The sequence below is a fragment of the Micromonospora chalcea genome (assembly GCF_002926165.1).
Taxonomy (GTDB): Bacteria; Actinomycetota; Actinomycetes; order Mycobacteriales; family Micromonosporaceae; genus Micromonospora; species Micromonospora chalcea.
Genome location: NZ_MAGP01000146.1, coordinates 1 through 23,627 on the forward strand (window position 1 = coordinate 1; position 23,627 = coordinate 23,627).

Consider the following 23,627-nt stretch of genomic DNA (forward strand, 5'->3'; position numbering starts at 1 on the left):
GCCTGGATCGGCCCGCGGCCGGTGGGCGCGACCGCGACCGGCGACCCGGTTGACCTGCCGCCGGCCGACCCGCGCCGGGACGGCTCCGGTTTCGCCGTGATGCTGGGCCCGACGGTGGTGGGTCACCACATCGACCGCGACTGACGAGCCAGCTGCGGGAGGGCGGCGGGAGACCGCCCCCTCCCGCCCCCCCCCCGCCCCCGCGATCTTGCACTTGCGGGCCGGTAGATGTCCTGAATGCCCCATCTGACCGGGTGGAAAGTGCAAGATCGCCGGCGAGGGCCGGTGCCAGCCTCGCCTGCCCGTCCCAGGCGCGTCGGGTCTCCCATGACCCGAGATCCGTGGTCCGTATCCCGGGAGCAGTCGTAGATCTTGGTACGAGAGCGCCCCCATGGGGGCGCTCTCGTACCAAGATCTACGGGTGGTTCGGGGCGCCGAGGCGAGGGAGGGCGCGCGGGGCGGCTCGAGTCGGCGAACCAGGGAGCTCGGGGCGGGATGGGCTCTCACGCCCGGCCCCTCCCTTCCCGGTGATCAAGGAGTTTGTGTCCTTGTCGGGGCGGTGTCAGTCCGCAAACTCCTTGATAAACGGGGGAGACGGAGGGGGAGAGGGAGACGGGAGGGAGCGGGCGGGTGGGGTTACAGGCGGTGGCCCTGGGGGTCTCGGGCGATGATGCCGTCCAGGCGGGTTCCCGGAGTCAGGGTCTTCGGGTCGAACCAGAAGATCACCACCTGGGGGTCCTCGCTCCACCTGGCCAGCTTCGCCTCGACCTGCCGGCCGTCGACTGTCCCGACGATGCGGGCCGCCGGCCCGACGAAGTAGCCGAACGTCGGTATCGACGTGTCGGTGGGCGCCCGCTGCTGGTCGTACCCGATCTCGTGGAACCCGGCCCGGCGGTCGCTGCCGGACACGTCGTTGAGCAGGAAGTCGGAGGTCAGGTGGCCGTCCGGCGCGCGGCGGCCGGCGACCAGGCCGATCGTCACACGCGGCAGTTCCGGCACGTCGATCGGGACCATGAAGAACACGCGCGCGTCGGCGCCGTACCGGATGCCGCTGTCCACGACGGTCCCGAGCGGTTGTAGCGGCGACTGGGTCGGGGCCAGCGCGGCCGTCGGCGTGGGCGCTGGAGGGCCGGCGGACGCGGTGGCGGCCGGCTCCCCGCCCGGGAGGTTCGGCGGGCCGGGCCGCGTCGCCACGGCCTCGACGCCGAACGCCACGGCGAGCACCGCCGTCATCGCCGCCACGGCTGCGCCGGCCCGCCGCCGCCGGCGCAGCCGCCGCCCCCGGCGCATGATGTCGTCGAGGTCCAGGCCGTCGGCCCGCTCGGTCGCCCGCATGGCCCGGCGCAGCTCGTCCATCTCGGTCACCGGCACGTCTCCTGCGGTCGGGGCGCGGACAGGCCGGCGGTACGCAGCTTCTCCAGCGCCCGGGACGAGGTGCTCTTGACGGTGCCGACGGACACGTCGAGTTCGCGGGCCACCTGGGCCTCCGGCAGGTCGAAGTAGTGACGCAGGACGACGACGGCGCGTTCCCGCGCGGTGAGCGTGCCGAGCGCGGTGACCAGCCACCGCCGCGTCGCCACCTCCTCGGCCAGGTCGCCGCCGCTTCGCTCCGGGAGGTCGTCGCTCGGGTACTCGCGGATCGGCCGCCGCCAGGTGTCGACGAGGTGGTTCACCAGCACCGACCGGGCGTAGCCGTACGGGTCGCCGTTGCGGATCCGGGACCAGGACGCGTACGTGCGCACGAGCGCGGTCTGCGCGGCGTCCTCGGCGTGGTGGTGGTTGCCGGTCATGAGGAAGGCGGCGTGCGTCAGCCGCCCGGAGCACGCCCGCGCGAACTCGACGAACTCCGCGTCACCCCGGGCCATGCCGGTCCTCTGCACCTCTCACCCCGGTAGGGACGTGCGGGCAGCGGAAAAGGTTGAGTCCCCGCCGCACCAACTTTCGCGACGGGCCACCCGTCCTCATCCCCGTGCCCCCGACCGGGCACCGAGGGGAGTCGAGATGACCAGGACCGTGGACCGGACACGCGGTGGCGCGGCGGTGTTCGCGCTGGCGGTGGCGCTGGCCGGCTGCACACCGGCAGTGGCCGACCAGCCCGCAGCCACGCCGTCCGAGCCGGCCGGGCCGTCCGCTGCCGCGCCGGCCGCGCCGGCGGCGGCGCCCGTCCGGCCCCGGCCGGCGCGGATCGGCTATCCCGCCGAGGGCGGCAACCGGTGGCGGTTCGCCGCCGCCGAGCCGGCCACCACAGGGGGTACGGGCCGGCTGCTGCGCTACCGGGTGGCGGTGGAGCGCGACATCACGGGTCTGCCAGCGGCCGACTTCGGGGCGCAGGTCACCGGCATCCTCGCCGGCCCGGGTGGCTGGACGACGGACGGGCGGATCGCCCTGCGTCGCGTCGGCGCCGACGGGCCCGCCGACTTCACCGTCTACCTCGCCACCCCCGGTACGCGCGACGACCTGTGCGGGGACGGGCTGGACCGGTACACGTCCTGCCGTAACGGGAACCGGGTGGTGGTGAACGTGGCCCGCTGGGTGCTCGGCGCGCCCGCGTACGGCAGCGACCTCGGCGCGTACCGCCGGTACGTGGTCAACCACGAGGTCGGCCACCGCCTGGGTCACGGGCACGAGCGCTGCCCGGGGCGGGGGCGTCCGGCGCCGGTGATGCAGCAGCAGACGCTCGGCCTGCACGGCTGCACCCCGAACCCGCTGCCGTTCCTGCGCGGCGAGCGGTACGCGGGCCGCTCCGGCGTGTACGACGACCGCCTGCCCCCGCCGGAGGGCGGCCGGCCGGGCTGAGGTCCGGGTCCGCGCGGCCGGGCACGCGCAGCCCGGCCGCGCAGGCGGACCCACGCCGGCGCTCAGAACAGCGTGGCCGGGCCGACCGGCTCCGGCTCCGGCAGCGGCGCGAGCCCGGGCACCCGCTCGCGGACCTGGTCGTGGAAGCGGCGGGCCAGCTCGGGCGCGTCCGCGTTGTCCGGTGTGTGCACGAACACCGTCGGCGAGCGGCCCTCCCGCAGCCAGCCGGTGACCACGTCCAGCCACGGCTGCCAGCCCTCGACGGTGCGGGCCGGGTCGTCGCGGCCCAGGTAGCGCACGATCGGCCGGTCGGTCAGCGCCCGGGTACGCAGCGGCAGGCGCGGTTTGCGCGTCCACGCCTCCCGCTCCGCGTCGCTGGTGGGCGGCGTACGGAAGAACGCGGTGGTGTCGAACGGCACCCACTCCGCGCCGTGCCGGTGCAGCGTGGCCTCCAGCGCGCGTACCGCGCCGGGCTCGGTGAAGAAGGCGGGGTGGCGGACCTCGACGGCGTACCTGTGGGTGTCGGGCAGCGTGCGCAGGAACCGGTCGAGGTCGGGCACGTCGCCGGGGCCGAACGAGCCGGGCAGCTGGATCCAGAGCGCGTCCGCCCGGGGACCGAGCGGCTCCATCGCGTGCAGGAACGCGCGCAGCGCTGCCTCGCCGCCGGTGAGCCGGTGCTCGTGCGTGACCGCCTTCGGCAGCTTCGGCAGGAAACGGAAGGCCGGGCCGGTCTGCTCGGCCCAGGACGCCACCGTCTCCCGGGCCGGGGTCGCGTAGAACGTGGTGTTGCCCTCCACGGCGTCGCACCACCCGGCGTACGCGCGCAGCCGCTCGTGCGCGGGCAGCGGATGCGGCAGGAAGCGGCCGGACCAGGACCTGTGCGTCCACATGGCACAGCCGACGTGCAGGCGCAGCCCGGTCACCGGTAGGGCCAGCTCGTCGAGTCGCCGCGCAGCGCCGCCTCCCGGTTCCATTTCCGGGTGAAGTACAGCGCGAGGCAGCCGAGCCCGGCGAGCACCGGGGCGAGCAGCATGAGCAGCAGTCCGGCGCCGAGCCGGAACCTGTCGCTCTGGATGCCCTTGGCGGTGGTCAGCGCGAACGCCTCCGCGCCGGCGCCGGTGCAGCTCACGAAGTCGGTGCCCATCCAGCCGATGCCGTCGGTGGCCAGCACCGGAGTGAACTGCCGCGGGTCGCCGCGGTCGCGCATCACCGCCGCGGTCCCCTCGGGCCGGGCCCCGGTCAGCTCGCTGGTCCGCTGCTCGCCGGTGGAGTAGACCCGGCTCTTCGCGGTGCACCGCACGGTGACGGGGTCGACTGTGGCCGGGGTGGCGAGGATCAGGATGTTGCCGGGGCGTACGCCGGTGTCCCGCACCTTGATCTCGGCGCCGGGGGCGAACTCGGCGGCGGCGGAGAAGGTCGACGCGGCCGCGAACGGACCCGTCTGGGTCAGCAGGGCCAGGCCGAGGAACCCGGCCAGCAGGAACCCGCCCGCGCCGACGAAGATCCACATGGCGACCACGGCGCGGAAGCGCCGCACGAGCGGGCTCACTTGACGCGGTCCATGTCGCAGGCGCCGTCGGTGACCTGCCCGGGGTCGGAGGAGTACACGCTGCGCTTGGCACCGCAGGAGGCGGGTGAGAGGGCCCCTGTCGCCAGCGCCGCCGTCAGACCGGTCCTTCTCCGTCGCATCCGTCCTCCTCGCGCTCGCGCCGCGGCGGGCCGGGGCCGCCCGGGCGCCGCGACCACGGTAGCCGGGCCGGTCAGCGACGTCGGATCGGGCCGCGTCAGGGCCGCTCCACCCGTGCCGGGTCGCCGCGCACGAGGTCGTCGTGGATCCGCCAGCGGGCGTCGACGCCCGCGCGCCGGGCCGCCTCGTCGTCGGCGGCGATCCGCTGTCGCAGCAGCTCGACCGCGATCCGGCGGTTGAGGTGCAGGTGCCGTTCGGTGTCCACCACCACGGTCCGGCCGGACGGCCGGTGGGTGGCCCGGACGGCGGTGCTGGCCTTGTTGCGGTGCTGGCCGCCCGGCCCGCCGGTGCGGCACGGCACGAACTCGACGTCCGCCTCGTGGAACGGCGTGACCACCACGTCGGTCCGGCACGGGCGCGCGGTGACGTACCAGTTCTTGCGCCCGTGGCCCGTCCGGTACGGGCTGGGCGCCTGCCAGCAGAGCGTGCCGGTCCACCCGGCCGCGAACGCCTCCGCCCCCGCGCCGCTGATCCGGACCAGCACCGACCGGTAGGTGCCGGCCCGGTCGCCGGGCACCGTCTCGACCCGCGCGGTACGCAGGCCTCGCCGGGCCGCCTCGGCCTCCAGGCGGGACAGCAGCCGGGCCAGCGCCCACGCGCACTCGGCGGGTCCGCGCCCGGCGGACAGCAGCAGCTCGGTCACCGGCGGCCCTTGCGGCCCACGTCCGGCGTCTTGTAGGTGACGAGCGGAACCGTGGTGGTGACCGGGGTGGCGAGGTCGTGCGTCACCAGGTCGCCGACGACCTGCTCGATGCGCTTGTACGCGGTGGGCGCCTCCTCGAACAGCAGCTGCCGGTCGCCGCACACCACGATCGAGCCGACCGGCGTACGCCGCAGCTCCTCGACGGTGTGCTTGGCCCGGCCCCGGCGCAGCGCGTCGGCGCGGGACATCTTGCGCCCGGCGCCGTGCGCCACCGAGTAGCCGGCGTCCGGCCCGGCGTGCGCGGCCACCAGATAGGAGGGCGTGCCACGGGTGCCGGCGATCAGCACGTCCCGCCCGTCGCCCGGCGCCGCGCCCTTGCGGTGCAGGTAGCGCCCGTCGCGGATCTCGACCAGGTTGTGGCACTGGTCGACGACCGGCTCGGTGGGTTCGGCGCCGAGCGCGTACGCGACCCGCGCGGCCAGCAGCCGCCGGTTGAGCGACCCCCACCGCACGGCCGCGTCGTGCCGGGCCAGGTAGGCGTCCGCGTCGGGCGCGGGACCGGCGCCGTGCGTCTCGGTGTGCTCGCGCAGGATCCGTTCGCCCAGCCCGCGCGAGCCGGAGTGCACCACGAGCACCAGGTCACCGGCGTCCAGCCCGAGCCGCGTGGCGTGCTCCGCCGCGAGGATCGGCCCGACGCGGGCCAGCTCGACGAAGTGGTTGCCGCGCCCGACGGTGCCGAGCCCGTCGAGGTGCCCGGCCGGGATGTCGCCGTCCAGCACCGACCACGCCGGGTCGTCGGCGTCCGGGTCGAGCGCCCGGTCCAGGTCGGGGAACCGGGCCGCGAGCCGTTCCGGTACGACCCGGCGCAGCGCGATCGGGAACACCGCGATGCCGCACCCGATGTCGGAGCCGACCAGGAACGGATACAGCACCGTGGAGGACATCGCCGCGCCGATCGGCGCGCCCTTGCCGGGGTGCAGGTCGGGCATGGCGGCGACGTGCGCCATGCCGTCCAGGGCGGCGACCTGACGGCACTGGTCGAGCGCGGCGGACTCGATCCAGCTGCCGGGGGAGGAGAAGACGGAGACGGTGGCGGGCACGACGGCCCGCCCGGAGGGGTACGCGGACACAGACGCTCGTTTCTGCGGAAAGAGAGAGGCCGGGGAACGGCAGGCGGCGAGGAGGCGCCTGCGGGCGGGGTGTGATCCGTCAGAACGTCATGCCGCTCAGCCTCGCGGAGGTGGCGCGGGCGGGCAACCGACTTTCCCGGCGACCCGTGAGGCGTGCGCGTCGACATCACCCCACCCGATCCATAGACTCCGGTCGTTCTGGTACCACGAGTCCAGGGAGGACCACCGTGTCGAGCGAAACCCGAACGCACGCCGCATTACCCCTGCTGGCCCGCCTCGCCGGGGTGAGCGTGGCCGCCGCGACGATCGTCGCCGCCGCAGGTGTCGCCGCGACCGCGGCGCCCGCCGCCGACCCGGCGCCCACCAAGGGGCCGTGCGCGTACACGCCGACGCCGGACGAGCCGGCCGCCCGGCCGGTGCCGCTGCCGCCGGACCCGCGCCGCACGCCGGACCGGGGCACCGTGCGGGTCACGCTGCGCACCAACCAGGGGCCGATCGGGTTGACGCTGGACCGCGAGCAGGCGCCGTGCACGGTGCAGAGCTTCCTGCACCTGGTCCGTAAGCGCTTCTACGACCGGACGCCCTGCCACCGGCTCACCGCGTACCCGACGCTCACGGTCCTCCAGTGCGGCGACCCGTCCGGTACCGGCGAGGGTGGCCCGGGCTACCGCTACCGCGACGAGCTGCCCACCGACCTGCCGCCCGCGCCGACCGACCCGACCGGCGTACGCCGCCTGTACGCGCGCGGCACGCTGGCCATGGCCAACGCCGGCCCGGACACCAACGGCAGCCAGTTCTTCCTGGTCCAGGCCGACTCGGCGCTGCGCCCCAACTACACGGTGTTCGGCCAGGTCGACGCGGCCGGGCTGGCCACGCTGGACCGCATCTCGGCCGGCGGCATCGCGCCCACCCCGGAGGACCCGGCGCCGGTCGACGGCGCCCCGGCGGTGCCGGTGGAGATCTGCCGCGCCAAGCAGGGCCGCTGACGTGACGGCCCGGCGGGACGGCTGACCAGGCCGCCCGCCGGGCCCGCGTCGCCGCCGGTAGCCTGCGGCGATGACGCATGAGCGGGAGATCACCGAGCCGGTCGACCTGTGCCGGCCGGACGGGCGGCTCAACCCGGCGGCGGTCGGCTGGAGCCGCCGGCCGCTGCACCGGGCGAACCTGCGCGGCTGGGGCCGGGCCAAGCGGTGGGAGCACTGGGGCGTGGTCACCCCGACGCACATCCTCGGCCTGGTCGCGTCGTCACTGGACTACGCCGGGGTGCAGAGCCTCTACCTGCTCGACCGGAGCACCGGCCGGGAGACGACGGCGGAGGCGGTGGTGCCGTTCGCCCGGGGCACCGTGCTGCCGCCGGTCAGCGGCGCCGGCCCGGTCCGGGCCCGCGGCGGGAACCTCACCATCGCCGTGGACCAGGGCCCCGACGGCCGTACGCGGCGCTCGACCACGGCCGGGGCAAGTGGCGGTACGCGGTGCGGTGGAACTGGGCGGCCGGCAGCGGTCCGGGCCGGTCGATCCAGCTCGGCGGCAAGTGGACCGACGGCACCGGCTCGACCGAGAACGCGGTCTTCGTCGACGGGCGGCTGCACAAGATCGGCGCCGATCTGACCTGGGAGTACGACCGCACCGACTGGCTGCGGCCGTGGCGGATCACCGGCGACCGGGTGGACGTCACGTTCCACCCGTTCCACGAGCGGGTGGCGCGCACCAACCTGCTCGTGCTGGCCGGGGAGACGCACCAGTGCTTCGGCCACTTCACCGGCTGGGCCGCTACCGACGACGGCGGGCGTGTGGACCTGGACGGCCTGGTCGGCTGGGCCGAGGAGGCCCGCAACCGCTGGTGAGGCCGGTCCCCGCCGGGCGGGCCGTACGCACAGCGTGGGGCGGCCCCGTCCGGGACCGCCCCACGCGCGACTCGGGATCAGGCGACCGAGGCCGGGAACCTCTCCCAGACCCGGTGCGCCGCCATCAGCCGCTGCACCTCGGCGAGCACCTCGGCGCCGGAGCCACCGGTGACCACGCCCGGCGTGCCGGTGACACCGGCCTGGTTCAGCACCTCGGCGCCCGCGCCCCAGGCGCCGATCACCTTGACGTGCCGCCACGCCTCCTCGACCAGCAGCAGCACCCGCGGGTCGACGGTGGCCGAGCCCGCCGCGCCGGCCTTGGCGTCGCGGGCCGGCAGCGCGTCCGGCGCCGGGGCCGGAGCGCCGGCCAGCAGCACCGCGTCGAACTCGACCGAGCGGCCGGTGGCGAACGTGCGCTGCACCGGCAGCCCGTCGACGGTGCCGCCGTGCGCGGCGATCAGCAGCGGCACCATGCCGGCGGTGAACACCTCCCGGCGTACGTCGTGCACGTCGCCCAGGTCGGCCTGGGCGTCGACCACGATGCCGACCATCCGGCCGTCGGCCGGCCACTCCCGGCCCACCTGGGACAGCGCCGGGCTGGGCTGCACCTCGGCGAGCGGCACGGTGGGCTGCGGCACCGGCAGGCCCAGACCGATCGCGACCTGCTCGCACAGCACCGGGTCGACATTGGCCAGGCACTGCAGCTGCCGCTCCTTGATCGCCTGGTGGTAGCACTTGCCCAGCTCGAACGTGTACGCCCGGATGATGTGCTCCTTCTCCACCGGCGACATGCTCTGCCAGAACAGGCGTACCTGGCTGTAGTGGTCGTCGAAGGAAGCCGGCGCGGCCCGCACCTTCGGCGCCTCGGCCACCGTCACCGGCGTGTCCACGAACGCGTGCTCCCGGTCTCCGGCCGGGAACGGGTTGCCCCCGTCGAGCGAGTTCGGCCGGTACGGCGCCACGCCCGCGTGCACCGCGTGCTGGTGGAAGCCGTCCCGCAGCATGTCGTTGACGTCGGCGTGCGGCCGGTTGATCGGGATCTGGGTGAAGTTCGGCCCGCCCAGGCGGGTGAGCTGCGTGTCCACGTACGAGAAGAGGCGGCCCTGCATCAGCGGGTCGTTCGTGACGTCGATGCCCGGCGGCAGGTGTCCGACGTGGAACGCCACCTGCTCGGTCTCGGCGAAGAAGTTGCGCGGCGTCTTGTTGAGGGTGAGGGTGCCGATCGCCTGCACCGGCGCCAGCTCCTCCGGCACGATCTTCGTCGGGTCGAGCAGGTCGATCCCGGCGAACGTCTCCTCCGGGGTGTCCGGGAAGACCTGGATGCCCAGCTCCCACTCGGGGAACGCGCCGGCCTCGATGGCGTCGTACAGGTCGCGGCGGTGGAAGTCCGGGTCCATGCCGCTGATCATCTGGGCCTCTTCCCAGGTGAGGGAGTGCACGCCGAGCTTCGGCTTCCAGTGGAACTTGGCCAGCACGGTCGCGCCGGCCTCGTCGACCAGTCGGAACGTGTGCACGCCGAAGCCCTCCATGGTCCGGTAGGACCGCGGGATGCCCCGGTCGGACATGTTCCAGATGGTGTGGTGCTGCGCCTCGGTGTGCAGCGAGACGAAGTCCCAGAACGTGTCGTGCGCGCTCTGCGCCTGCGGGATCTCCCGGTCCGGGTGCGGCTTGCCGGCGTGGATGACGTCCGGGAACTTGATCGCGTCCTGGATGAAGAACACCGGCATGTTGTTGCCGACCAGGTCGAACGTGCCCTCGTCGGTGTAGAACTTGGTGGCGAAGCCGCGGGTGTCGCGGACCGTGTCGGCCGACCCGCGCGAGCCCAGCACGGTGGAGAAGCGGACGAAGACCGGCGTCTCGCGCCCCTGCTTCAGGAAGCCGGCGCGGGTGACCTCCTCGGCGGCGCCGTTGGCTACGAACGTGCCGTGCGCACCAGCGCCCCGGGCGTGCACCACCCGCTCCGGGATCCGCTCGTGGTCGAAGTGGGTGATCTTCTCCCGCAGGTGGTGGTCCTGGAGCAGGACCGGGCCGCGCGGACCGGCCTTGAGCGAGTGGTCGGTGTCGCGCAGCCGGGCGCCGTTGGCGGTGGTGAGGTACGCGCCCTGCTGCCCCTTGGCGATCTTCGGTACGCCGGTCTCGGCGCCGGTCGGGGTCCGGGTGTCCGGCGCGCCCTGCTCGGCCTTGGGCGGCAGCGGCCCGTGCGGCGTGGTCGGCTCCTCCAGCGGTGGTGGCGCGCTGCCGGGAGCGCCCGGCACGTCCGGAGTCAGCGCGTCGCCGACCTTCTCGACGGCGGCTTCGACGACACCCTTGACGATCTGGGCGGGCTTGCTGGATTCCATCAGGACCTGTCCTCCTACAGCTAAATGTCCAGGCCCCTTCGGCCGTACCCCAGCTGAGGGCGGGCAAACCGGAACAATCGCGGAATCACTGGTCAGGACCGGCGTGGCACCGTCACGCCGGTGAGCAGCAGCCCACCGGCGACCAGCCAGCGGCCGTCCAGGACGTCAGAGGATCCGCTTCATCGGCGCCGGCTCGCCGCCGCGACGCCGCCACTCGCGCGGGTAGCCCAGCGACACCTCCTCGAACCGCACCCCGTCGTAGTGGGTGGTGCGCGGGATGTGCAGGTGGCCGTAGACGGCGACGGCGGCGCGGTGCCGCACGTGCCAGTCGGCCGTCCGGTCGGTGCCGCACCACTGCGCGAACTCCGGGAACCAGAGCACCTCGGTGGGCTGGCGCACCAGCGGCCAGTGGCTGACCAGCACCGTCGGCAGCGCCGGGTCGGTGGCCTCCAGCCGCCGCCGGGTCGCCTCCAGCCGCGCCGCGCACCAGGACTCCCGATCCGGGTACGGGTCGGGGTGCAGCAGCATCTCGTCGGTGCACACCACACCGGCGTCGTACGCCACGCGCAGCGACTCCTCCTTGGTGGTGGTGCCGGGCGCGCGGAACGAGTAGTCGTAGAGCACGAACAGCGGCGCCACGGTGACCGGGCCGCCGTCGCCCCGCCACACCGCGTACTCGTCCTCCGGGGTCAGCACGCCCAGCTCGCGGCACATCGCGACGAGGGCGTCGTAGCGGGCCACCCCGCGCAACGTCACCGGGTCGTTGGGGTGGGTCCACAGCTCGTGGTTCCCCGGCGCCCACACCACTGTCGCGAACCGGTCGCGCAGCAGCCGCAGCGTCCGCTCGACGTCGGCGAAGACCTCGCCCACGTCGCCGGCCACGATCAGCCAGTCGTCCGCCGTCTCCGGTCGCAGGCCGTCCACCACCGCGCGGTTCTCCGCGTACGACACATGGAGGTCGCTGACCGCGTACAGCCCACCCGTCACCCGGCCGATCCTGCCAGCGGCGCTTCCGGATGACCAGGCTCGCCATGACCAGGCTCGCCGGCCGGGCTCTCGACCCTCGCGGCCACCTCGTCGAGCGCGCGCAGCACCTCGCGGGCGATCGCCGGCTCGGCCGCGGAGTGCCCGGCACCGGGCACGATCCGCAACGTCGCCTCCGGCCACCGGCGGGCCAGGTCGTACGCGGACACCGGCGGGCAGCACAGGTCGTACCGGCCGTTGACGATCACGGCGGGCAGGTGGCGGATCCGGTCCACGCCGTCGAGCAGCTGGCCCTCGGTGAGGAAGCCGCCGTGCACGGCGTAGTGCGACAGGATCCGGGCCACCGGCAGCGCGTGCTCGTCGGCGGTGAAGTGGGCGAGCAGCTCCGGGTCGGGGCGCAGCGACGAGTTGACCGCCTCCCAGCGTCCCCAGGCCCGCGCCCAGACCCGGGCCTGCGCCTCGTCCGGGCCGTGCAGCCGCCTGTGGTACGCGGCCAGCACGTCGTCGCGCTCGCCCGGCGGGACCGGTGCGACGAACCGTTCCCACTCCTCGGGCTGGAGATGCCGCAGTCCGCCCTGGTAGAACCAGTCCCGCTCGGCGCGGCGCAGGAGCAGCACGCCGCGCAGGACCAGGCCGGTGACCCGCTGCGGGTGCGCCTGCGCGTACGCCAGGCCGAGCGTGGTGCCCCACGACCCGCCGAACACCAGCCACGAGCCGATGCCCAGCCGCCGCCGGATCGTCTCCAGGTCGGCCACCAGATGCCAGGTGGTGTTGGCGCGCACCTCGCCGTGCGGGGTGCTGCGGCCGGCCCCCCGCTGGTCGAACAGCACGGCCCGGTAGCGCCCCGGATCGAAGAACCGGCGCGCCGCCGGCACCAGCCCGCCGCCGGGCCCGCCGTGCAGGAACACCACGGGTACGCCGTCCGGCCGGCCCACCTCCTCCACGTACAGGACGTGGCCGTCACCGACCGGGATCCGGTGGGTGGCGTACGGCTCTACCCGCCCGTCTTCAGCAGGCGACGTTGCCGCCGAGGTTGTCCAGCAGCGCGTCGGCGACCCAGCCGGAGACACCTGTGGTGACGTCCCGCAGGTACGTCCACGTGTAGGTGGTCTTGCCGTTGGCGGTGACCCGGTCGCCGCTGGCGAAGCAGTGGAAGTCGACGTTGTGGTTGAGCTGCCCGTACCCGAGCGAGGCGCAGGTGGTGTGCGGGCCGGTGCGGATGTTGACGTTCGTCGCGTTGAACAGCTGGCCGAACTTGCTGTCGACGTTGGAGTGCGAGTGGCTGCACCCGGCGCTCGCCGGTCCGGCCGTACCGGTCACCACGGCGCCCGCCGTGGCGACGGTCAGGACGACGGCGGCGCCGATGGAGGAGATCTTCCGCATACCCGTCAACCCCCGAATAAAGATCGAGATGCACCAGCAGATCGATCCAAATATTTGCATAGAGCAAGGTCGATGGGCAAGATGCGACGCCACCGGCCCGGCCGGGACCGGTGGCGCCGATCGCTCAGGCGGTAGCCGGCACGCCGTTGTCCGTACCCGTGGTCTCCACCTCGGGCGCCCCGCGCGGAGCCGGCGTGCGGACCGCGAACGCGTCGAAGCTCGGCCCGTCCAGCCGCTCGACGAACGGCTCCACGACGGGCTGCTCCGGCTCGGCCGCGTCCGGCTCGGTCCGCCCGTCCCCGGTCCGCGGCGCCGCGTCGGGCGCGACGGTGACCGCCGGACGCGCCGACACCTGCGGGTACTCGGCGGTCTCCCCGCCGCCCGCAGCCGCCGCCATGACCGCCGCCGCGGCGAGGTCGGCGACCCGCTTGGCCTCCCGCTGCACCCGGGCCCGGGTCTCCTTGGCGTGCTGCTCGGCCAGGTCCGCCGCGCGCCGCGCCTCGTCGAGCCGCCTGCTCTCGGCGGCCAGCTCCCGGCGTACGCCGACCAGCCGCTCCTCCAGCTCCGCGCCGCTGCGCTCGATCGTGCCGATCTCCCGGCGGGTCTCCTCCAGCTTCCGGGAGACCGTCTCCAGCTCCGCCTTGAGCCCGGTCAGCGTCTCCTGCCGCTGCTGGATCTCCCGCTGCACGCCGGCGAGCTGCTCCTGGTGCGCCGTCGTCTCCTCGTCGGCCCGCTCCCGGACCTCGGTGGCGTACTGCTGCGCCTCGGCGACCAGCGCGGCGATGTCCTTCTCCGCGGCGGCGGCCCGGTCGGCCAGCTCCTGCTCGGCGGCGGCCCGCCGCTCGTCCAGCTCCTTGGCCATCGTGGCCTGCCACTGGGCCAGCTCCTGCTGGGCCTTGCTGCGGTTGGCCTGGACCTCCTGCTGGATCTGCGTCCGCGCGGCCTTCACCAGCGCCTCGGACGCCGAACGCGCCTGCTCGACCTGCTGCGCGCTCTGCTCGGTGATCCGCTTCGCCTCCTGCTGGGCCCGGTCGTGCGCGGCCTGCCCCTCGACGCGCAGCTTCTCCGCCAGCTCCCGCACGGCGGCCAGCTCCGCCTGCGCCGCGGCCAGCCGCTCCTCGTCCACCCGCTCCTGCTCGGCCCGGCGCGCGGACAGTTCCTCGTCCAGCTCGCGCCGCTCCCGCGCGGCCTGCTCCTGCGCCGCGGCCAGCAGCTTCTCCGCCTGCGCCTGGAACTCCTCCGCGCGCCGGGTGGCCACGTCGGTGATCTGCCCGGCCTGCTTCTCGGCCAGGTCCAGGATCTGGTCGACCATCGGGCCGAGGTCCCGGAAGGACGCCCGGTCCACCGCCGCCGCCGGACGCTCGCGCAACTCGGCCGCCTCGGCCTGCGCCCGCTGCGCCTGCGCGGTCAGGTCACGCACCTGCGCGTACGCCCGGTCCCGCGCGGCGGTGAGCGCGCTGACCTCGGCGTCGACCTGCTCGACGTACCGGTCCACCTGACGTTTGTCGTAGCCGCGCAGCGCCGGATCGAAGCGCGGGCGCGCGGACACGTCGTCGTGGGGTGCGAACGGATCGTCGCCGTTGGACATGCGCCATCCTCCGTCGGTTCGCCAGCGCCAGGCCGGCGGATGACCGCCCCGCAGGGCACGATGAGGCGCTACGGTACCGCGTCCGCGCGCGCGTCTCGCCCCGCCCCTGCCCGGCCGACCGGCGTCGCGGTCAGACCGGGAAGTGCGGGTTCCCCGCCGTCAGACGGATGGTGAAGCCGCCCGCGTCGCGGTGGTGCGTCACGTGGTCGCAACTCTGGTGGCTGATCCAGAGACCCAACCCGCCGTCGGAGCCGTCACCGGCCGGCAACAGTCCGGCGTACGGATCCTTCGGCCCGGGGCCCCGGTCGTTTACGGTGACCACGATCCGGTCGGGCGCGCGCCACAGCCGCATCCGCACCGGCGGCTCGCCGTGCCGCAGCGCGTTGCTCACCACCTCGCTCACCGGGATGACCAGCCCGTCGGCGCTGTCCGGCGCGAGCAGGCCGTCGTCGGCGGCACGCACCTCCGCCCGGGCCCGGGCCGGCGTCGGGTCGATCAGCTCGACCAGCGGCGTCGTCCGCTGCACCGGGTCCAGCGGCACCGGGCGGGGCTCGGTCAGGTAGCTCATCGGGTCGGTGTAGAGATCGGCCGTCTCGTGCCCGCCGTCCGGCCGCGCCACCCGGGGGTGGGTACGCGCCACGTCCGCCAGCACGTGCGACGGGGTGCTGCGGCGGTCGTAGGCGCAGATGCCCCAGAGCGGGAAGTCGTCGTAGACGTGGTTGATGGCCGACTCGTAGCGGGCCCACCAGTCCCAGGTCGAGCCGAGCAGCACCGGCGGCAGCTGGCCGACCATCCGGATCTGCGCCGCGCCCGCCGCCACGTAAGACGCGAGCAGTTCCCGGTAGGAGCGCAGCGCGACGCTGGGCCGGGCGTAGAGGTCCCCGACCGGCAGGAACGTGACCTCGGCGCCGGTGGGCAGCGCCCGGCGCACCAGCTCCGCGTTGCGCTCGTCCAGATTCACCGCCGTCGGCTCGCCGGCCGCGACCCCGTCCAGCAGGAACGGCAGCGCCACCGCCAGCAGCTCCTCGTCGGAGTCGTAGACGAACGCCTCGTGGAAGTAGCCCACGTGACCGGAGGCCGCGCCGCTCCTCATCCGAGCACCTCCACCCGTACCCCGGTCAGGCCGAGCAGCTCGACCAGCCGGGCCGGGGTCCGGTGCGGGGTGCGCAGCACCGCGACGGCGTCGTGGCGGCGGGCGTGGTCACGCAGGTGCAGCAGGCTGCGGTGATCCACGAAACGCAGCTCGGCGGCGTCGAACACGACCCGGCCCGCCACCGGCCGCGGGTCGGCCCGCTCCAGCGCGGCGGCGAAGTCCCGGTGGTTGGTCGGGTCCAGCTCGCCGGCCAGCGCCACCACCGAGTCGCCGTCGCCGGCGTGCAGCCGGAACAGCACGTCCGCGTTCGTCACCGGGTGCAGGCAGGCCAGCTCGGCGATTGCCGCGTCGCCGAGCTGCCGGCGGTCGTAGGCGCAGATCGCCGACATCGGCCGGTGCCGCATCCAGTGGTCGATGCGGTGCTCGTAACGGGCGAAGGCGTCCCGCTGGGCCGGGGTGCGGACCAGGCTCGTCGCCTCGGCCAGCACCCGCAGGCCGGTGTGCCCGGCGGTCAGCGCCTCGGTGGTGGCCCGCACGTACGCCCCGACCTGCCGGTTGGGGTCGACGATCTCGTCGTGCCGGTACGCCTCGCCGACGGGAACCAGCCGTAGCGCGTCCCGCCGGCGCGCGGCGTCGAGACCGGGAACCGAGGCCAGCCAGCCGGTGACAGTGGCACGATCCTCCGGACAGACCACCCAGACCTGCTCACCGGCGGCGAGACCGGCGCTGACCTGCTCGACCGTCAGCGCGCGCAGCGCGGCCGGGTCGTCGTAGGCGAGGCAGCCATGGGTGTAGCCCGGGTACGACACGCTCCCGCTGGTCACCGACTTCGCCTCATCGGCCCAGTCTATGCCGGGCCCACCTGGAGATCGCGCCAGGCCGTGGCCTCCGGCGGCGGGTCGCCCAGCTCGAACTCGGCCCAGTTGTTCCAGTACGCGATCGCGTCCACGTCGTTCTGCTGGCGCAGCCAGGTGACGTGGTCCCGGATCGTGCGCGCCCGGCCCGCGCCGGTGGTGTCGGTGGCGACGCGGGTCAGCCCGTACTCGGGGACCAGCAGCCGGATGCCCGGGTACGCGGCGCGCACCTTGCCGAAGGCCACCCCGAACATCCGCGAGGCGGGCCAGTACGCGGCCGTGTCCCGCGAGTAGCAGTCCACGCCGTAGTGGGTCATGCCCGGATAACCCCAGTCGGTCGGGTTGCCGCGTCCCTCGTCCAGCCAGTAGCGGGTCACGATCGGGCCGTGCCCGAGCACCCACCGCCGGTTGCGGTGCGCGGCCACGATCTGGGTCACCCGGCTCGCCGTCGCCCGGTACGTCGCCGGCGCCACGTCGCCCATCGGCTCGTGGTACCAGGTCAGGTAGATCGGGCGGCTCACGCCGTCGAGCCAGCTCGCCAACTGCTCGACGTCGTCCTTCCAGCTGACGTGCATGACGGCCGACGGCGCGTCGGCGAACTTGCCGGCGTTGAGCGCGGGCAGCTCCGGCAGCGTGTCCGCGTCCGGACCGTCAGTGCCGAAGTCGCGCATGTAACGGATGCCCGGGTAGTCGGCCACCGCCCGCTGGGTCCGCGCGCCCTTCTCGGCGCTCATCCCGACCAGCAGCGGCACGGTCAGCGTGGTGGTGCCCGTGCCGGTGCGGCCGGCGCCGTCACGCGCCGTCGCGGTCAGCGTCACCGTGCCCCGGCCGGCCAGCACGGTGACTGTGAAGCGGCCCGGTTCGGCGCTGCTGGGTGTGACCGTCACCCCCGGCGAGGCGCTGGCGAGCTGGACGGTGAGTGGCACGCTCAGATCCACCCGGACCGGGCTGTCCCAGGTGACGCCGGTGGGGTCGCTGACCCGGCCGGCGAGCGTCAGCAGCCGCGAGTCGGGGTGGTAGGCGTCGACCCGTACGGTGGTCGACTGCCCGGGCAGCAGGACGGTCTGGTCGGGGGTGACGGAACGGACGACGGGTGCGGCCATGAGGCTCTCCTTCGACGTGTTTCGCTGCCGCTCCAGCCGCACGTCCTCGGGTGGCCAGAATGGCTCTGACCTGCGCTTTTACCAGCTTGCGTCGGTTTTGCCGCGATCGTCAGGGCAGCCGCAGATGGCGCGAAACCCGGTCCCGCCACGCTGTCGCGCCCGCATCCTGAACCGATGTCGGGCACCGTGCGGGGAACGCGCGTACCGGACTGGCCGGCGCTGTGGCCGATGCTGCGGGACATGGGCGTCGGCGACTCACCGCCGCAGGTCCACCGGCTCCGCTTCGCCGCGCTGCCGGCCGACCCCGCCGGGCGCTGCTCGGAGCCACCGACGCCGACCGGCTGATCGGGTACGCCGCCGCCCAGGACCACGGCCCGAACCTGCGTTCCGGTGACGCGCACCGCACCGTACGCCTGCACGACCGGTACGTCGCTCCGGACCGGCGACGTGACGGGGTGGGCCGTTCCTTGTTCACGGCGGTGCGCCGCCGGGCCGGCGGGCGGGCGGCGCGGTCCTACGAGCGGCTCGGTCATCGGGGCGACCCGTGCCCACAGCCGGACCACCCGACGTTCCTCCTCGACCTCACCCCGCAGTGACCCACCCAAGATCGACACCGGTTCGGGGAGGTGGCTGCATCAACGGTGGTCTGATGCCCCCACTTCCCCGACCTGGTTTTGATCATGGACGAGGGATGCCGCCACTTCGCCGAGCTGGTGTGGATCATGTTCCGTGGATCCGGCAGGTCGGTGGAGTTGTCGGAGGTGGGCTGCGCTCCGGGCTGGTTGGTGCGGTCTGGTTGTTGTCCGCGTAGCTGTGCTGGCCGCCGCGTGCGGTCGACCCCGATGATCGACACCAGTTCGGGGAGGTGGCTGCATCGGAGGTGGTCTGATGCAGCCAGCTCGCCGGGATGGTGTGGATCTTGGTGGGGGAGTGCGTCAGGGGAGGGGGTGGGAGATGTCTCGGGCGTGGTCGGCCACCGCCGCGCCGACCACCGTCGCGGTCAGCGGCAGCACCTCCAGGCACCGCCGCACCGCCGCCCCCATCAGCGGGTTCGGCACCCGCATGGACAGCGTGCAGTGCGGCACCCAGCGTCCCGGCCGGTAGTGCTCCACCACCTCGACGCCGGCCCGGGCCAGCCGGTCGTGCACCTCGGCGTGGTGCGCCAGCAGCTCGGGCGTCGGCGCGAGACCGAGCCAGAGCACCCGGCCGACGAACTGCCCGGCGTGCTGGAACTCCAGCCGTAGCGGCGCGGCCACCACGGTTCCGGCGAGTGCCTCGGCGACGCGGTGCGGGTCCAGGCGGGGCGCCACCGCGAGCGAGACGTGCGGGCGGTGCCGCTGCGCCAGCAGTGACCGCAGGCTCGGCACCCCGTCGGACTCCAGCAGGTCCCACAGCACCCGGATCCGCCGGGTGGCGTCGGTGTCGAGATACAGCTCCAGCGCCGCGACCACCCGATCACAGTAGATGTCGGGTCCCGCGACGAGGTTTGCCGGGCACGCTGGGCGGTACTGCCCGGGAAGACGCACGAGACGGCAGGGGAGTGAGGTGCGCGTGGACGCGAGGGACGTGCTGATCGAGGCGTACGGGCGGTTGCCCGATCTGGTCGCCGGGGCGCTCGACGGGCTCGACGCGGCCCAGCTGCGGCGGGCGCCGGCCGACGGGGCGAACCCGGTCGGCTGGCTGGTCTGGCACCTGACCCGGATCCAGGACGACCACGTCGCCGACGTGATGGGCGAGCCGCAGCTCTGGGCCGGCGGCGACTGGGCGGCGCGGTGCGGTCTGCGGCCCGACCGCGCCGACACCGGCTTCGGGCACGGCCCGGAGCAGATCGCCGCGGTACGCCCGGAGAACGGCGGCGTGCTGCTGGACTACCACCGGGCGGTGGTGGACCGGAGCCTGGACTACCTGCGCGGGCTGCGCCCGGCCGACCTGGACCGGGTGGTGGACGAGAACTGGGATCCGCCGGTGACGCTCGGGGTGCGGCTGGTGAGCGTGCTCGACGACGACTTCCAGCACGTCGGCCAGGCCGCCTACGTGCGCGGGCTCATCCTGGGCTGAGCGCCGCCCGGCCCCGTCCCAGCGGGCCCGTCCGGCCGCTGCCGGGTCACCGCCGCGGCTCACCCGGACCGGGTGAGTTCGCCTCACCCGGGGCGCGGGGATCCTCGCGGCACGGCCGGCGCCGTCAGGCGGGTGGCCGCGACGACCGACGAGGAGGCCCGATGAGCGTCTCGGCCGCGGAACACCTGACCCGGGCCGCCGCCGGCCGGAACCCCGACCTGCCCGAGACCACCTGCGGCACCATTCGCCTGGACCTGCACGACGACGGCCGCACCGAGCACTGGTACCTGACCGTCGACCGTCAGGACGTCCGGGTGGACCGGCTCTCCGCGGACGCCGACCTGGTGGTCCGCGCGGACCGGGAGGTGTTCGACCGGATGGCGGCGGGCCTCCTGCATCCGGCCGCCGCGCTGCTGCGCAACGACATCGCCGTCGAGGGCGACCTCAAGCTGCTGATGGCGCTGCGCCGGATCTTCCCCGGGCACCCGGACGCCCGGCATCCCCGGGAGGCGGCCGGGCAGGCGGTGGCCCGATGAAGCAGGAGCTGGTCCACGTCCTCGCCGGAAACGCCTTCGCGGTCAGTGACGCGCAGGGCGACATGGAGATCGACCCCAGCGCGCCGATCGGCCTCTTCTCCTTCGATACCCGGTTCCTGAGCCACTGGGTGCTCACCGTCGACGGCGAGCGGCTGAACGCGTTGTCCCGCGACGACCTGACCTACTTCGAGACCCGCTTCGTGCTGGTGCCCGGCGCAGCCAGCCACTATGTGGACGCCGACGTGTCGGTGATCCGGCACCGCCTCATCGACGAGGCGTACCACGAGAGCATCACGGTGCTCAACCACTCACCCGAGCCCGCCGAGTACACGGTGCGGCTGGAGATGGGCAGCGACTTCGCCGACACGTCGGAGATCCTGCGTCCCGGCCCGCGCCGGCCGACGATCGTCCCCGATCCGGCCGGGCAGCGGTTGTGGATCCGGTACGAGCGCGGGCGGTTCTCCCGGGGGACGTGCGTCTCCAGCTCGGCCCCGGCGCAGGTGGACCGGAGCGGGATGACCTTCCGGATCCGCGTCGAGCCGCAGGGCGCGTGGCACGTCGACCTGCACGTCGAGATGATCATCAAGGGGGCCCGGGGGCGGGACCTGCGGGCGAGCATCGACTCCCACCGGCAGCAGGTCCGGCAGGACATGCGCGACGACCTGCGGCGGTGGCTCGACCAGGCCCCGCAGCTGGTCTCCGACCGCCCGGCGCTGACCGCCGCCTACCGGCAGGCGCTGAACGACCTGGCCGCGCTGCGGTACACGCCGCTGGCGTACGTCGACCGGGTGCCGGTCGGCGGGCTGCCCTGGGCGATGACGCTGTACGGGCGGGACGCGCTGATCACCTGCCTCCAGACGCTCCCGTTCACGCCCGAGCTGACCCCGGCCACGCTGCACATGCTGGCGATGCTGCAGGGCGGCCGGCTCGACGACCTGCGCGAGGAGGAGCCCGGCAAGATCCTCGCCGAGCTGCGGTACGGCGAGGCGGCCGCGTTCGACGAGCAGCCCACCGCGCTCTACTACGGCGCGGCCGACACCACGCCGCTGTTCGTGATCCTGCTCGACGAGTACGAGCGCTGGACCGGTGACGTCGACCTGATCCACGAGCTACGTCATCCGGCCCGGATGGCGCTGGACTGGCTGACCCGCTACGGCGACCTGTGCGGCGACGGCTACCTGCGTTACCACCCGCGTAACACGGCGAGCGGAGTGGCCAACCAGACCTGGCGCAACTCCCCGGACTCGGTGGTCGACCGGCACGGCGTCGTGCCGCCGTACCCGCGCGCCACCTGTGAGCTTCAGGGGTACGCGTACGACGCGCGGATCCGCGGCGCCCGGCTGGCGCGGGAGTTCTGGGGCGACCCGGGCTACGCCGAGCGCCTGGAGGCCGACGCGGCGCGGCTGCGGGAACGGTTCGATCGCGACTTCTGGCTGCCGCACCGGGGCTACTACGCGCTGGCCCTCACCCCGGACGGCGAGCCCGTCGACGCGCTCACCTCGCATCTCGGCCACCTGCTGTGGAGCGGCATCGTCGAGCCGGAACGCGCCGACTCGCTGGCCGGGCACCTGTGCGGGCCGGACCTGTACTCCGGCTGGGGCATCCGCACCTACGCCGAGGGGCAGTTGCCGTACAACCCGGTGGGCGCGCATCTCGGCGCGGTCTGGCCGTGGGACAACGCGATCGTCGCGGCGGGCCTGCGGCGGTACGGCTACGAGGCGGAGGCGGGCGACATCGCGGCCGGCGTGTTCGCGGCGGCGGAGACGCTCGGCGGCTCGATCCCGGAGGCCTTCGCCGGCTACCCCCGCGGGGTCACCAAGTACCCGGTGCAGATGCCGGATGCCGGGCGGCCGCAGTCGTGGGCCGCGAGCGGCCTGCTGATGCTGCTCTCGACCATGCTGGGGCTGCGCCCCTGCGGAGACAACCTGCTGGTGAACCCGGCGGTCCCGGCGGGGTACGGGCGGATCGAGCTGCTCGACGTGCCGGGCCGGTGGGGACGGGCCGACGCGTACGGCCGGGAGCGCGGCACGAGCCGGCGGCTGCGGGCGGGCGTGGACGCCCGGCGGGCCGCTTGACCCGCCCGGCGTCCGTCAGCCCGAGCCGGTGGGTTCCCGCGAGGCGGGCCGGACCGGCGCCGGCGGGTCGGCCGACGCGGGCGCGGACGGCGGGGACTGCGCCGTCCCGGCCCGGGCGAGCAGCCGGTCCACGCCCACGAACAGCAGTCCCAGCAGCCAGAACGCGAGGGCGAACCCGATCGCGCTCACCGTCACGCCGTCGTAGCCGAGTTGGCCCGCGTCCAGGAACGGGTACGGGTAGCGGTCCACCACCAGACCGCGTACCAGCGCGAACCCGAGATACGCCAGCGGGAACGCCAGCCACCAGGCGGCGTAGCGCGGGCGCAACCGGCCGCGTCTGTCGAACAGCGCCCAGTCGGCGATCGCCAGCAGCGGCACCACCGTGTGCAGGAACTGGTTGCCCCACCACTCGCCCGGTTGCCGGTCCGGCTGCGCCATGGCGAACGGGCTGGCCGGGTTGGCCAGCACCAGGTGGTAGACCGTGCCGGTGATGGTGATGTAGAGGGTCACCGCTCCCTTGAGGACGCTCGGCGGCTCCGGCCGACCGCGCAGCGCGCACCAGGCGGCGTAGCCGGCGAGGACGCCGACAGCTACGTTGCTCTGGATGGTGAAGTACGGCAGCAGGCCGGTCAGCGTGGCCGGGCCGAGCGCGGTGAGCACGATGCCGGCCAGCACGGCGAGCACCACTGCGAGGCGGAGAAGGATCGCCGGTCGGCGACGCCGGGGGGTCACGGAGGCACAAGTTACCAGCCGGTCGTCAGCCGGTACGCCGCCCGGGCGGGGTGCCATCGGGCCGCTTCGCCTGCCCCGGCGGGAGGACGTCCACCCCCGGCGGCCCGACCGACGGCTGGACCGGGTGAGCGGACCTGCCGCCGCCCCGCCCGCCGTCGGCCCTCCCCGGCGGGTCGTCGTCGCCCAGCAGCGCGGCGCAGTAGTCCGGCACGCGCTCGCGGCCTTCGGCGGCGGCGACGAGGTCGCTGAACGCGGGTGTCTCCAGAGCGCGTCCCCGGTCCGCTTCGGCGAGGGCCCGGTACGCGACGCAGAGTCCGGGCGGCGCGGACTGCTGCGCCGCCCGGGTAGCCGGTGAGAGGGCCGGCAGGGCGGGGCGGGCCGACGGCACGGGCGGCGCGGCGTCGACCGGCGTCGCCGCCGGGCGCGCGGCGTGCGGCAGGTTCCCGGTCGCGGCGAGCGCGACGCCGCCGGTGAGGGAGGCGGCGAGCGCGGACACGGCCACCCGGACGCCGAAACGGACGCGGCGGCGACGGCGTGCCCGCCGGGCCTCCCGGAACCCCGCGACGGCTGCCGCCTCCCCGTCGAGTTCGCCCGTGCCGGGCGCGGTCCGGACCGCGGCCAGTACGGCCAGCAGCCCCGGCGGAGCGGACGACGTGTCGCCGGGGCGGCCGGCGAGCAGCCGCTCGACGGTTTCCTGGTCCAGGCCGGATGTGTCCATCTCG

Annotated in this window: 26 protein-coding genes and 2 pseudogenes; 10 read left to right on the forward strand and 18 right to left on the reverse strand. The window is 74.5% G+C overall.

The window, feature by feature from the left end:
• Positions 1 to 636 precede the first annotated feature (636 nt).
• Together BAW75_RS25050 and BAW75_RS25055 are read right to left on the reverse strand one after the other, a co-directional pair.
• A complete protein-coding gene (locus tag BAW75_RS25050; RefSeq protein ID WP_244206260.1) occupies positions 637 to 1,356 on the reverse strand; it encodes a hypothetical protein in 720 nt (239 codons plus the stop codon).
• A 5-nt stretch (positions 1,357 to 1,361) separates the two neighbouring features.
• Positions 1,362 to 1,865, reverse strand: a complete 504-nt coding sequence (locus BAW75_RS25055; protein WP_043325145.1) for a SigE family RNA polymerase sigma factor — start codon at positions 1,863 to 1,865, stop codon at positions 1,362 to 1,364.
• Positions 1,866 to 2,001: 136 nt separating this feature from the next.
• Here BAW75_RS25055 and BAW75_RS25060 point away from each other — a divergent pair, with 136 nt between their 5' ends.
• Positions 2,002 to 2,796 (forward strand): DUF3152 domain-containing protein, encoded by a 795-nt coding sequence (locus tag BAW75_RS25060; protein ID WP_104115098.1) that lies wholly within the window; start codon positions 2,002 to 2,004, stop codon positions 2,794 to 2,796.
• Between the two features lie 62 nt (positions 2,797 to 2,858).
• On the opposite strand, the gene BAW75_RS25065 is transcribed toward BAW75_RS25060, so the two are convergent.
• The 5 genes from BAW75_RS25065 to BAW75_RS25080 all read right to left on the reverse strand — a co-directional run bounded on the left by BAW75_RS25065 (position 2,859) and on the right by BAW75_RS25080 (position 6,316).
• Positions 2,859 to 3,686: a DUF72 domain-containing protein gene (locus BAW75_RS25065; protein WP_208635305.1), complete on the reverse strand. Its 828-nt coding sequence runs from the start codon at positions 3,684 to 3,686 to the stop codon at positions 2,859 to 2,861.
• 29 nt (positions 3,687 to 3,715) lie between these two features.
• The gene (locus BAW75_RS25070) at positions 3,716 to 4,345 is read right to left on the reverse strand and encodes a hypothetical protein (protein WP_104115099.1); all 630 of its coding nucleotides are present in this window, start codon (positions 4,343 to 4,345) and stop codon (positions 3,716 to 3,718) included.
• Complete coding sequence (locus tag BAW75_RS32430) at positions 4,342 to 4,485, reverse strand: hypothetical protein (protein ID WP_167435615.1); 144 nt, start codon at positions 4,483 to 4,485, stop codon at positions 4,342 to 4,344. Before BAW75_RS32430 ends, BAW75_RS25070 begins: the two co-directional genes overlap by 4 nt.
• A 95-nt stretch (positions 4,486 to 4,580) precedes the next feature.
• On the reverse strand, positions 4,581 to 5,186 hold the full coding sequence (prfH, locus tag BAW75_RS25075) for a peptide chain release factor H (RefSeq protein ID WP_104115100.1): 606 nt from the start codon (positions 5,184 to 5,186) through the stop codon (positions 4,581 to 4,583).
• A complete protein-coding gene (locus BAW75_RS25080) occupies positions 5,183 to 6,316 on the reverse strand; it encodes an RNA ligase RtcB family protein (protein ID WP_104115101.1) in 1,134 nt (377 codons plus the stop codon). Before BAW75_RS25080 ends, prfH begins: the two co-directional genes overlap by 4 nt.
• Positions 6,317 to 6,543: 227 nt before the next feature.
• On the opposite strand from BAW75_RS25080, the gene BAW75_RS25085 reads away from it, so the two are divergent.
• From BAW75_RS25085 to BAW75_RS33060, 3 genes and pseudogenes are all read left to right on the forward strand, one after another.
• Complete coding sequence (locus BAW75_RS25085; RefSeq protein WP_013474698.1) at positions 6,544 to 7,302, forward strand: peptidylprolyl isomerase; 759 nt, start codon at positions 6,544 to 6,546, stop codon at positions 7,300 to 7,302.
• Positions 7,303 to 7,372: 70 nt separating this feature from the next.
• A pseudogene (locus tag BAW75_RS33055) lies at positions 7,373 to 7,731 on the forward strand (DUF2804 family protein); the annotation flags it as partial.
• Positions 7,732 to 7,788: 57 nt separating this feature from the next.
• Positions 7,789 to 8,160: a DUF2804 domain-containing protein gene (locus BAW75_RS33060; protein WP_244206258.1), complete on the forward strand. Its 372-nt coding sequence runs from the start codon at positions 7,789 to 7,791 to the stop codon at positions 8,158 to 8,160.
• 77 nt (positions 8,161 to 8,237) lie between these two features.
• Here the strand turns inward: BAW75_RS33060 and BAW75_RS25095 are convergent, their stop codons facing one another.
• From BAW75_RS25095 to BAW75_RS25135, 8 genes are all read right to left on the reverse strand, one after another.
• Entirely contained in the window at positions 8,238 to 10,499 is a 2,262-nt protein-coding gene (locus tag BAW75_RS25095; RefSeq protein WP_104115102.1) for a catalase, read from the reverse strand.
• Between the two features lie 165 nt (positions 10,500 to 10,664).
• A complete protein-coding gene (locus BAW75_RS25105) occupies positions 10,665 to 11,486 on the reverse strand; it encodes a metallophosphoesterase family protein (protein WP_104115103.1) in 822 nt (273 codons plus the stop codon).
• On the reverse strand, positions 11,483 to 12,427 hold the full coding sequence (gene pip, locus BAW75_RS25110; protein WP_244206259.1) for a prolyl aminopeptidase: 945 nt from the start codon (positions 12,425 to 12,427) through the stop codon (positions 11,483 to 11,485). The genes BAW75_RS25105 and pip overlap by 4 nt, the downstream gene beginning before the upstream one ends.
• A gap of 64 nt (positions 12,428 to 12,491) precedes the next feature.
• The gene (locus BAW75_RS25115) at positions 12,492 to 12,866 is read right to left on the reverse strand and encodes an SH3 domain-containing protein (protein WP_104115104.1); all 375 of its coding nucleotides are present in this window, start codon (positions 12,864 to 12,866) and stop codon (positions 12,492 to 12,494) included.
• 124 nt (positions 12,867 to 12,990) lie between these two features.
• The gene (locus BAW75_RS25120) at positions 12,991 to 14,454 is read right to left on the reverse strand and encodes a coiled-coil domain-containing protein (protein ID WP_104115105.1); all 1,464 of its coding nucleotides are present in this window, start codon (positions 14,452 to 14,454) and stop codon (positions 12,991 to 12,993) included.
• A gap of 130 nt (positions 14,455 to 14,584) precedes the next feature.
• The gene (locus tag BAW75_RS25125) at positions 14,585 to 15,547 is read right to left on the reverse strand and encodes an anti-sigma factor RsbA family regulatory protein (RefSeq protein WP_104115106.1); all 963 of its coding nucleotides are present in this window, start codon (positions 15,545 to 15,547) and stop codon (positions 14,585 to 14,587) included.
• Positions 15,544 to 16,371 (reverse strand): MEDS domain-containing protein, encoded by an 828-nt coding sequence (locus BAW75_RS25130; RefSeq protein ID WP_043325135.1) that lies wholly within the window; start codon positions 16,369 to 16,371, stop codon positions 15,544 to 15,546. Before BAW75_RS25130 ends, BAW75_RS25125 begins: the two co-directional genes overlap by 4 nt.
• 23 nt (positions 16,372 to 16,394) lie before the next feature.
• Positions 16,395 to 17,504, reverse strand: coding sequence for a hypothetical protein (locus BAW75_RS25135; protein WP_043330389.1), 1,110 nt, complete (start codon positions 17,502 to 17,504; stop codon positions 16,395 to 16,397).
• Positions 17,505 to 17,678: 174 nt separating this feature from the next.
• Here BAW75_RS25135 and BAW75_RS33065 point away from each other — a divergent pair, with 174 nt between their 5' ends.
• The 3 genes and pseudogenes from BAW75_RS33065 (at position 17,679) to BAW75_RS33075 (ending at position 18,100) form a co-directional block, all read left to right on the forward strand.
• Positions 17,679 to 17,849: a hypothetical protein gene (locus BAW75_RS33065; protein ID WP_244206261.1), complete on the forward strand. Its 171-nt coding sequence runs from the start codon at positions 17,679 to 17,681 to the stop codon at positions 17,847 to 17,849.
• A pseudogene (locus BAW75_RS33070) lies at positions 17,849 to 17,953 on the forward strand (GNAT family N-acetyltransferase); the annotation flags it as partial. The gene BAW75_RS33065 and the pseudogene BAW75_RS33070, both read left to right, overlap by 1 nt.
• A gap of 6 nt (positions 17,954 to 17,959) precedes the next feature.
• The gene (locus BAW75_RS33075) at positions 17,960 to 18,100 is read left to right on the forward strand and encodes a hypothetical protein (RefSeq protein ID WP_244206262.1); all 141 of its coding nucleotides are present in this window, start codon (positions 17,960 to 17,962) and stop codon (positions 18,098 to 18,100) included.
• Positions 18,101 to 18,439: 339 nt separating this feature from the next.
• Here BAW75_RS33075 and BAW75_RS25145 read toward each other — a convergent pair whose 3' ends face one another.
• Positions 18,440 to 18,955 (reverse strand): 2'-5' RNA ligase family protein, encoded by a 516-nt coding sequence (locus BAW75_RS25145; protein WP_043325134.1) that lies wholly within the window; start codon positions 18,953 to 18,955, stop codon positions 18,440 to 18,442.
• A 100-nt stretch (positions 18,956 to 19,055) separates the two neighbouring features.
• Between BAW75_RS25145 and BAW75_RS25150 the strand changes: the two genes are divergently transcribed.
• The 3 genes from BAW75_RS25150 (at position 19,056) to BAW75_RS25160 (ending at position 22,173) form a co-directional block, all read left to right on the forward strand.
• The gene (locus tag BAW75_RS25150) at positions 19,056 to 19,562 is read left to right on the forward strand and encodes a mycothiol transferase (protein WP_104115117.1); all 507 of its coding nucleotides are present in this window, start codon (positions 19,056 to 19,058) and stop codon (positions 19,560 to 19,562) included.
• 161 nt (positions 19,563 to 19,723) lie between these two features.
• Positions 19,724 to 20,098 carry an SCP2 sterol-binding domain-containing protein gene (locus BAW75_RS25155; RefSeq protein WP_043325133.1) on the forward strand — a complete coding sequence of 125 codons (375 nt, stop codon included), beginning with the start codon at positions 19,724 to 19,726 and terminating at the stop codon, positions 20,096 to 20,098.
• Complete coding sequence (locus tag BAW75_RS25160; protein WP_104115107.1) at positions 20,095 to 22,173, forward strand: amylo-alpha-1,6-glucosidase; 2,079 nt, start codon at positions 20,095 to 20,097, stop codon at positions 22,171 to 22,173. The genes BAW75_RS25155 and BAW75_RS25160 overlap by 4 nt, the downstream gene beginning before the upstream one ends.
• Positions 22,174 to 22,188: 15 nt before the next feature.
• Here the strand turns inward: BAW75_RS25160 and BAW75_RS25165 are convergent, their stop codons facing one another.
• A complete protein-coding gene (locus tag BAW75_RS25165; RefSeq protein ID WP_043325131.1) occupies positions 22,189 to 22,905 on the reverse strand; it encodes a Pr6Pr family membrane protein in 717 nt (238 codons plus the stop codon).
• A gap of 25 nt (positions 22,906 to 22,930) precedes the next feature.
• Entirely contained in the window at positions 22,931 to 23,623 is a 693-nt protein-coding gene (locus BAW75_RS25170; protein ID WP_104115108.1) for a hypothetical protein, read from the reverse strand.
• Between the last annotated feature and the right edge of the window lie 4 nt (positions 23,624 to 23,627).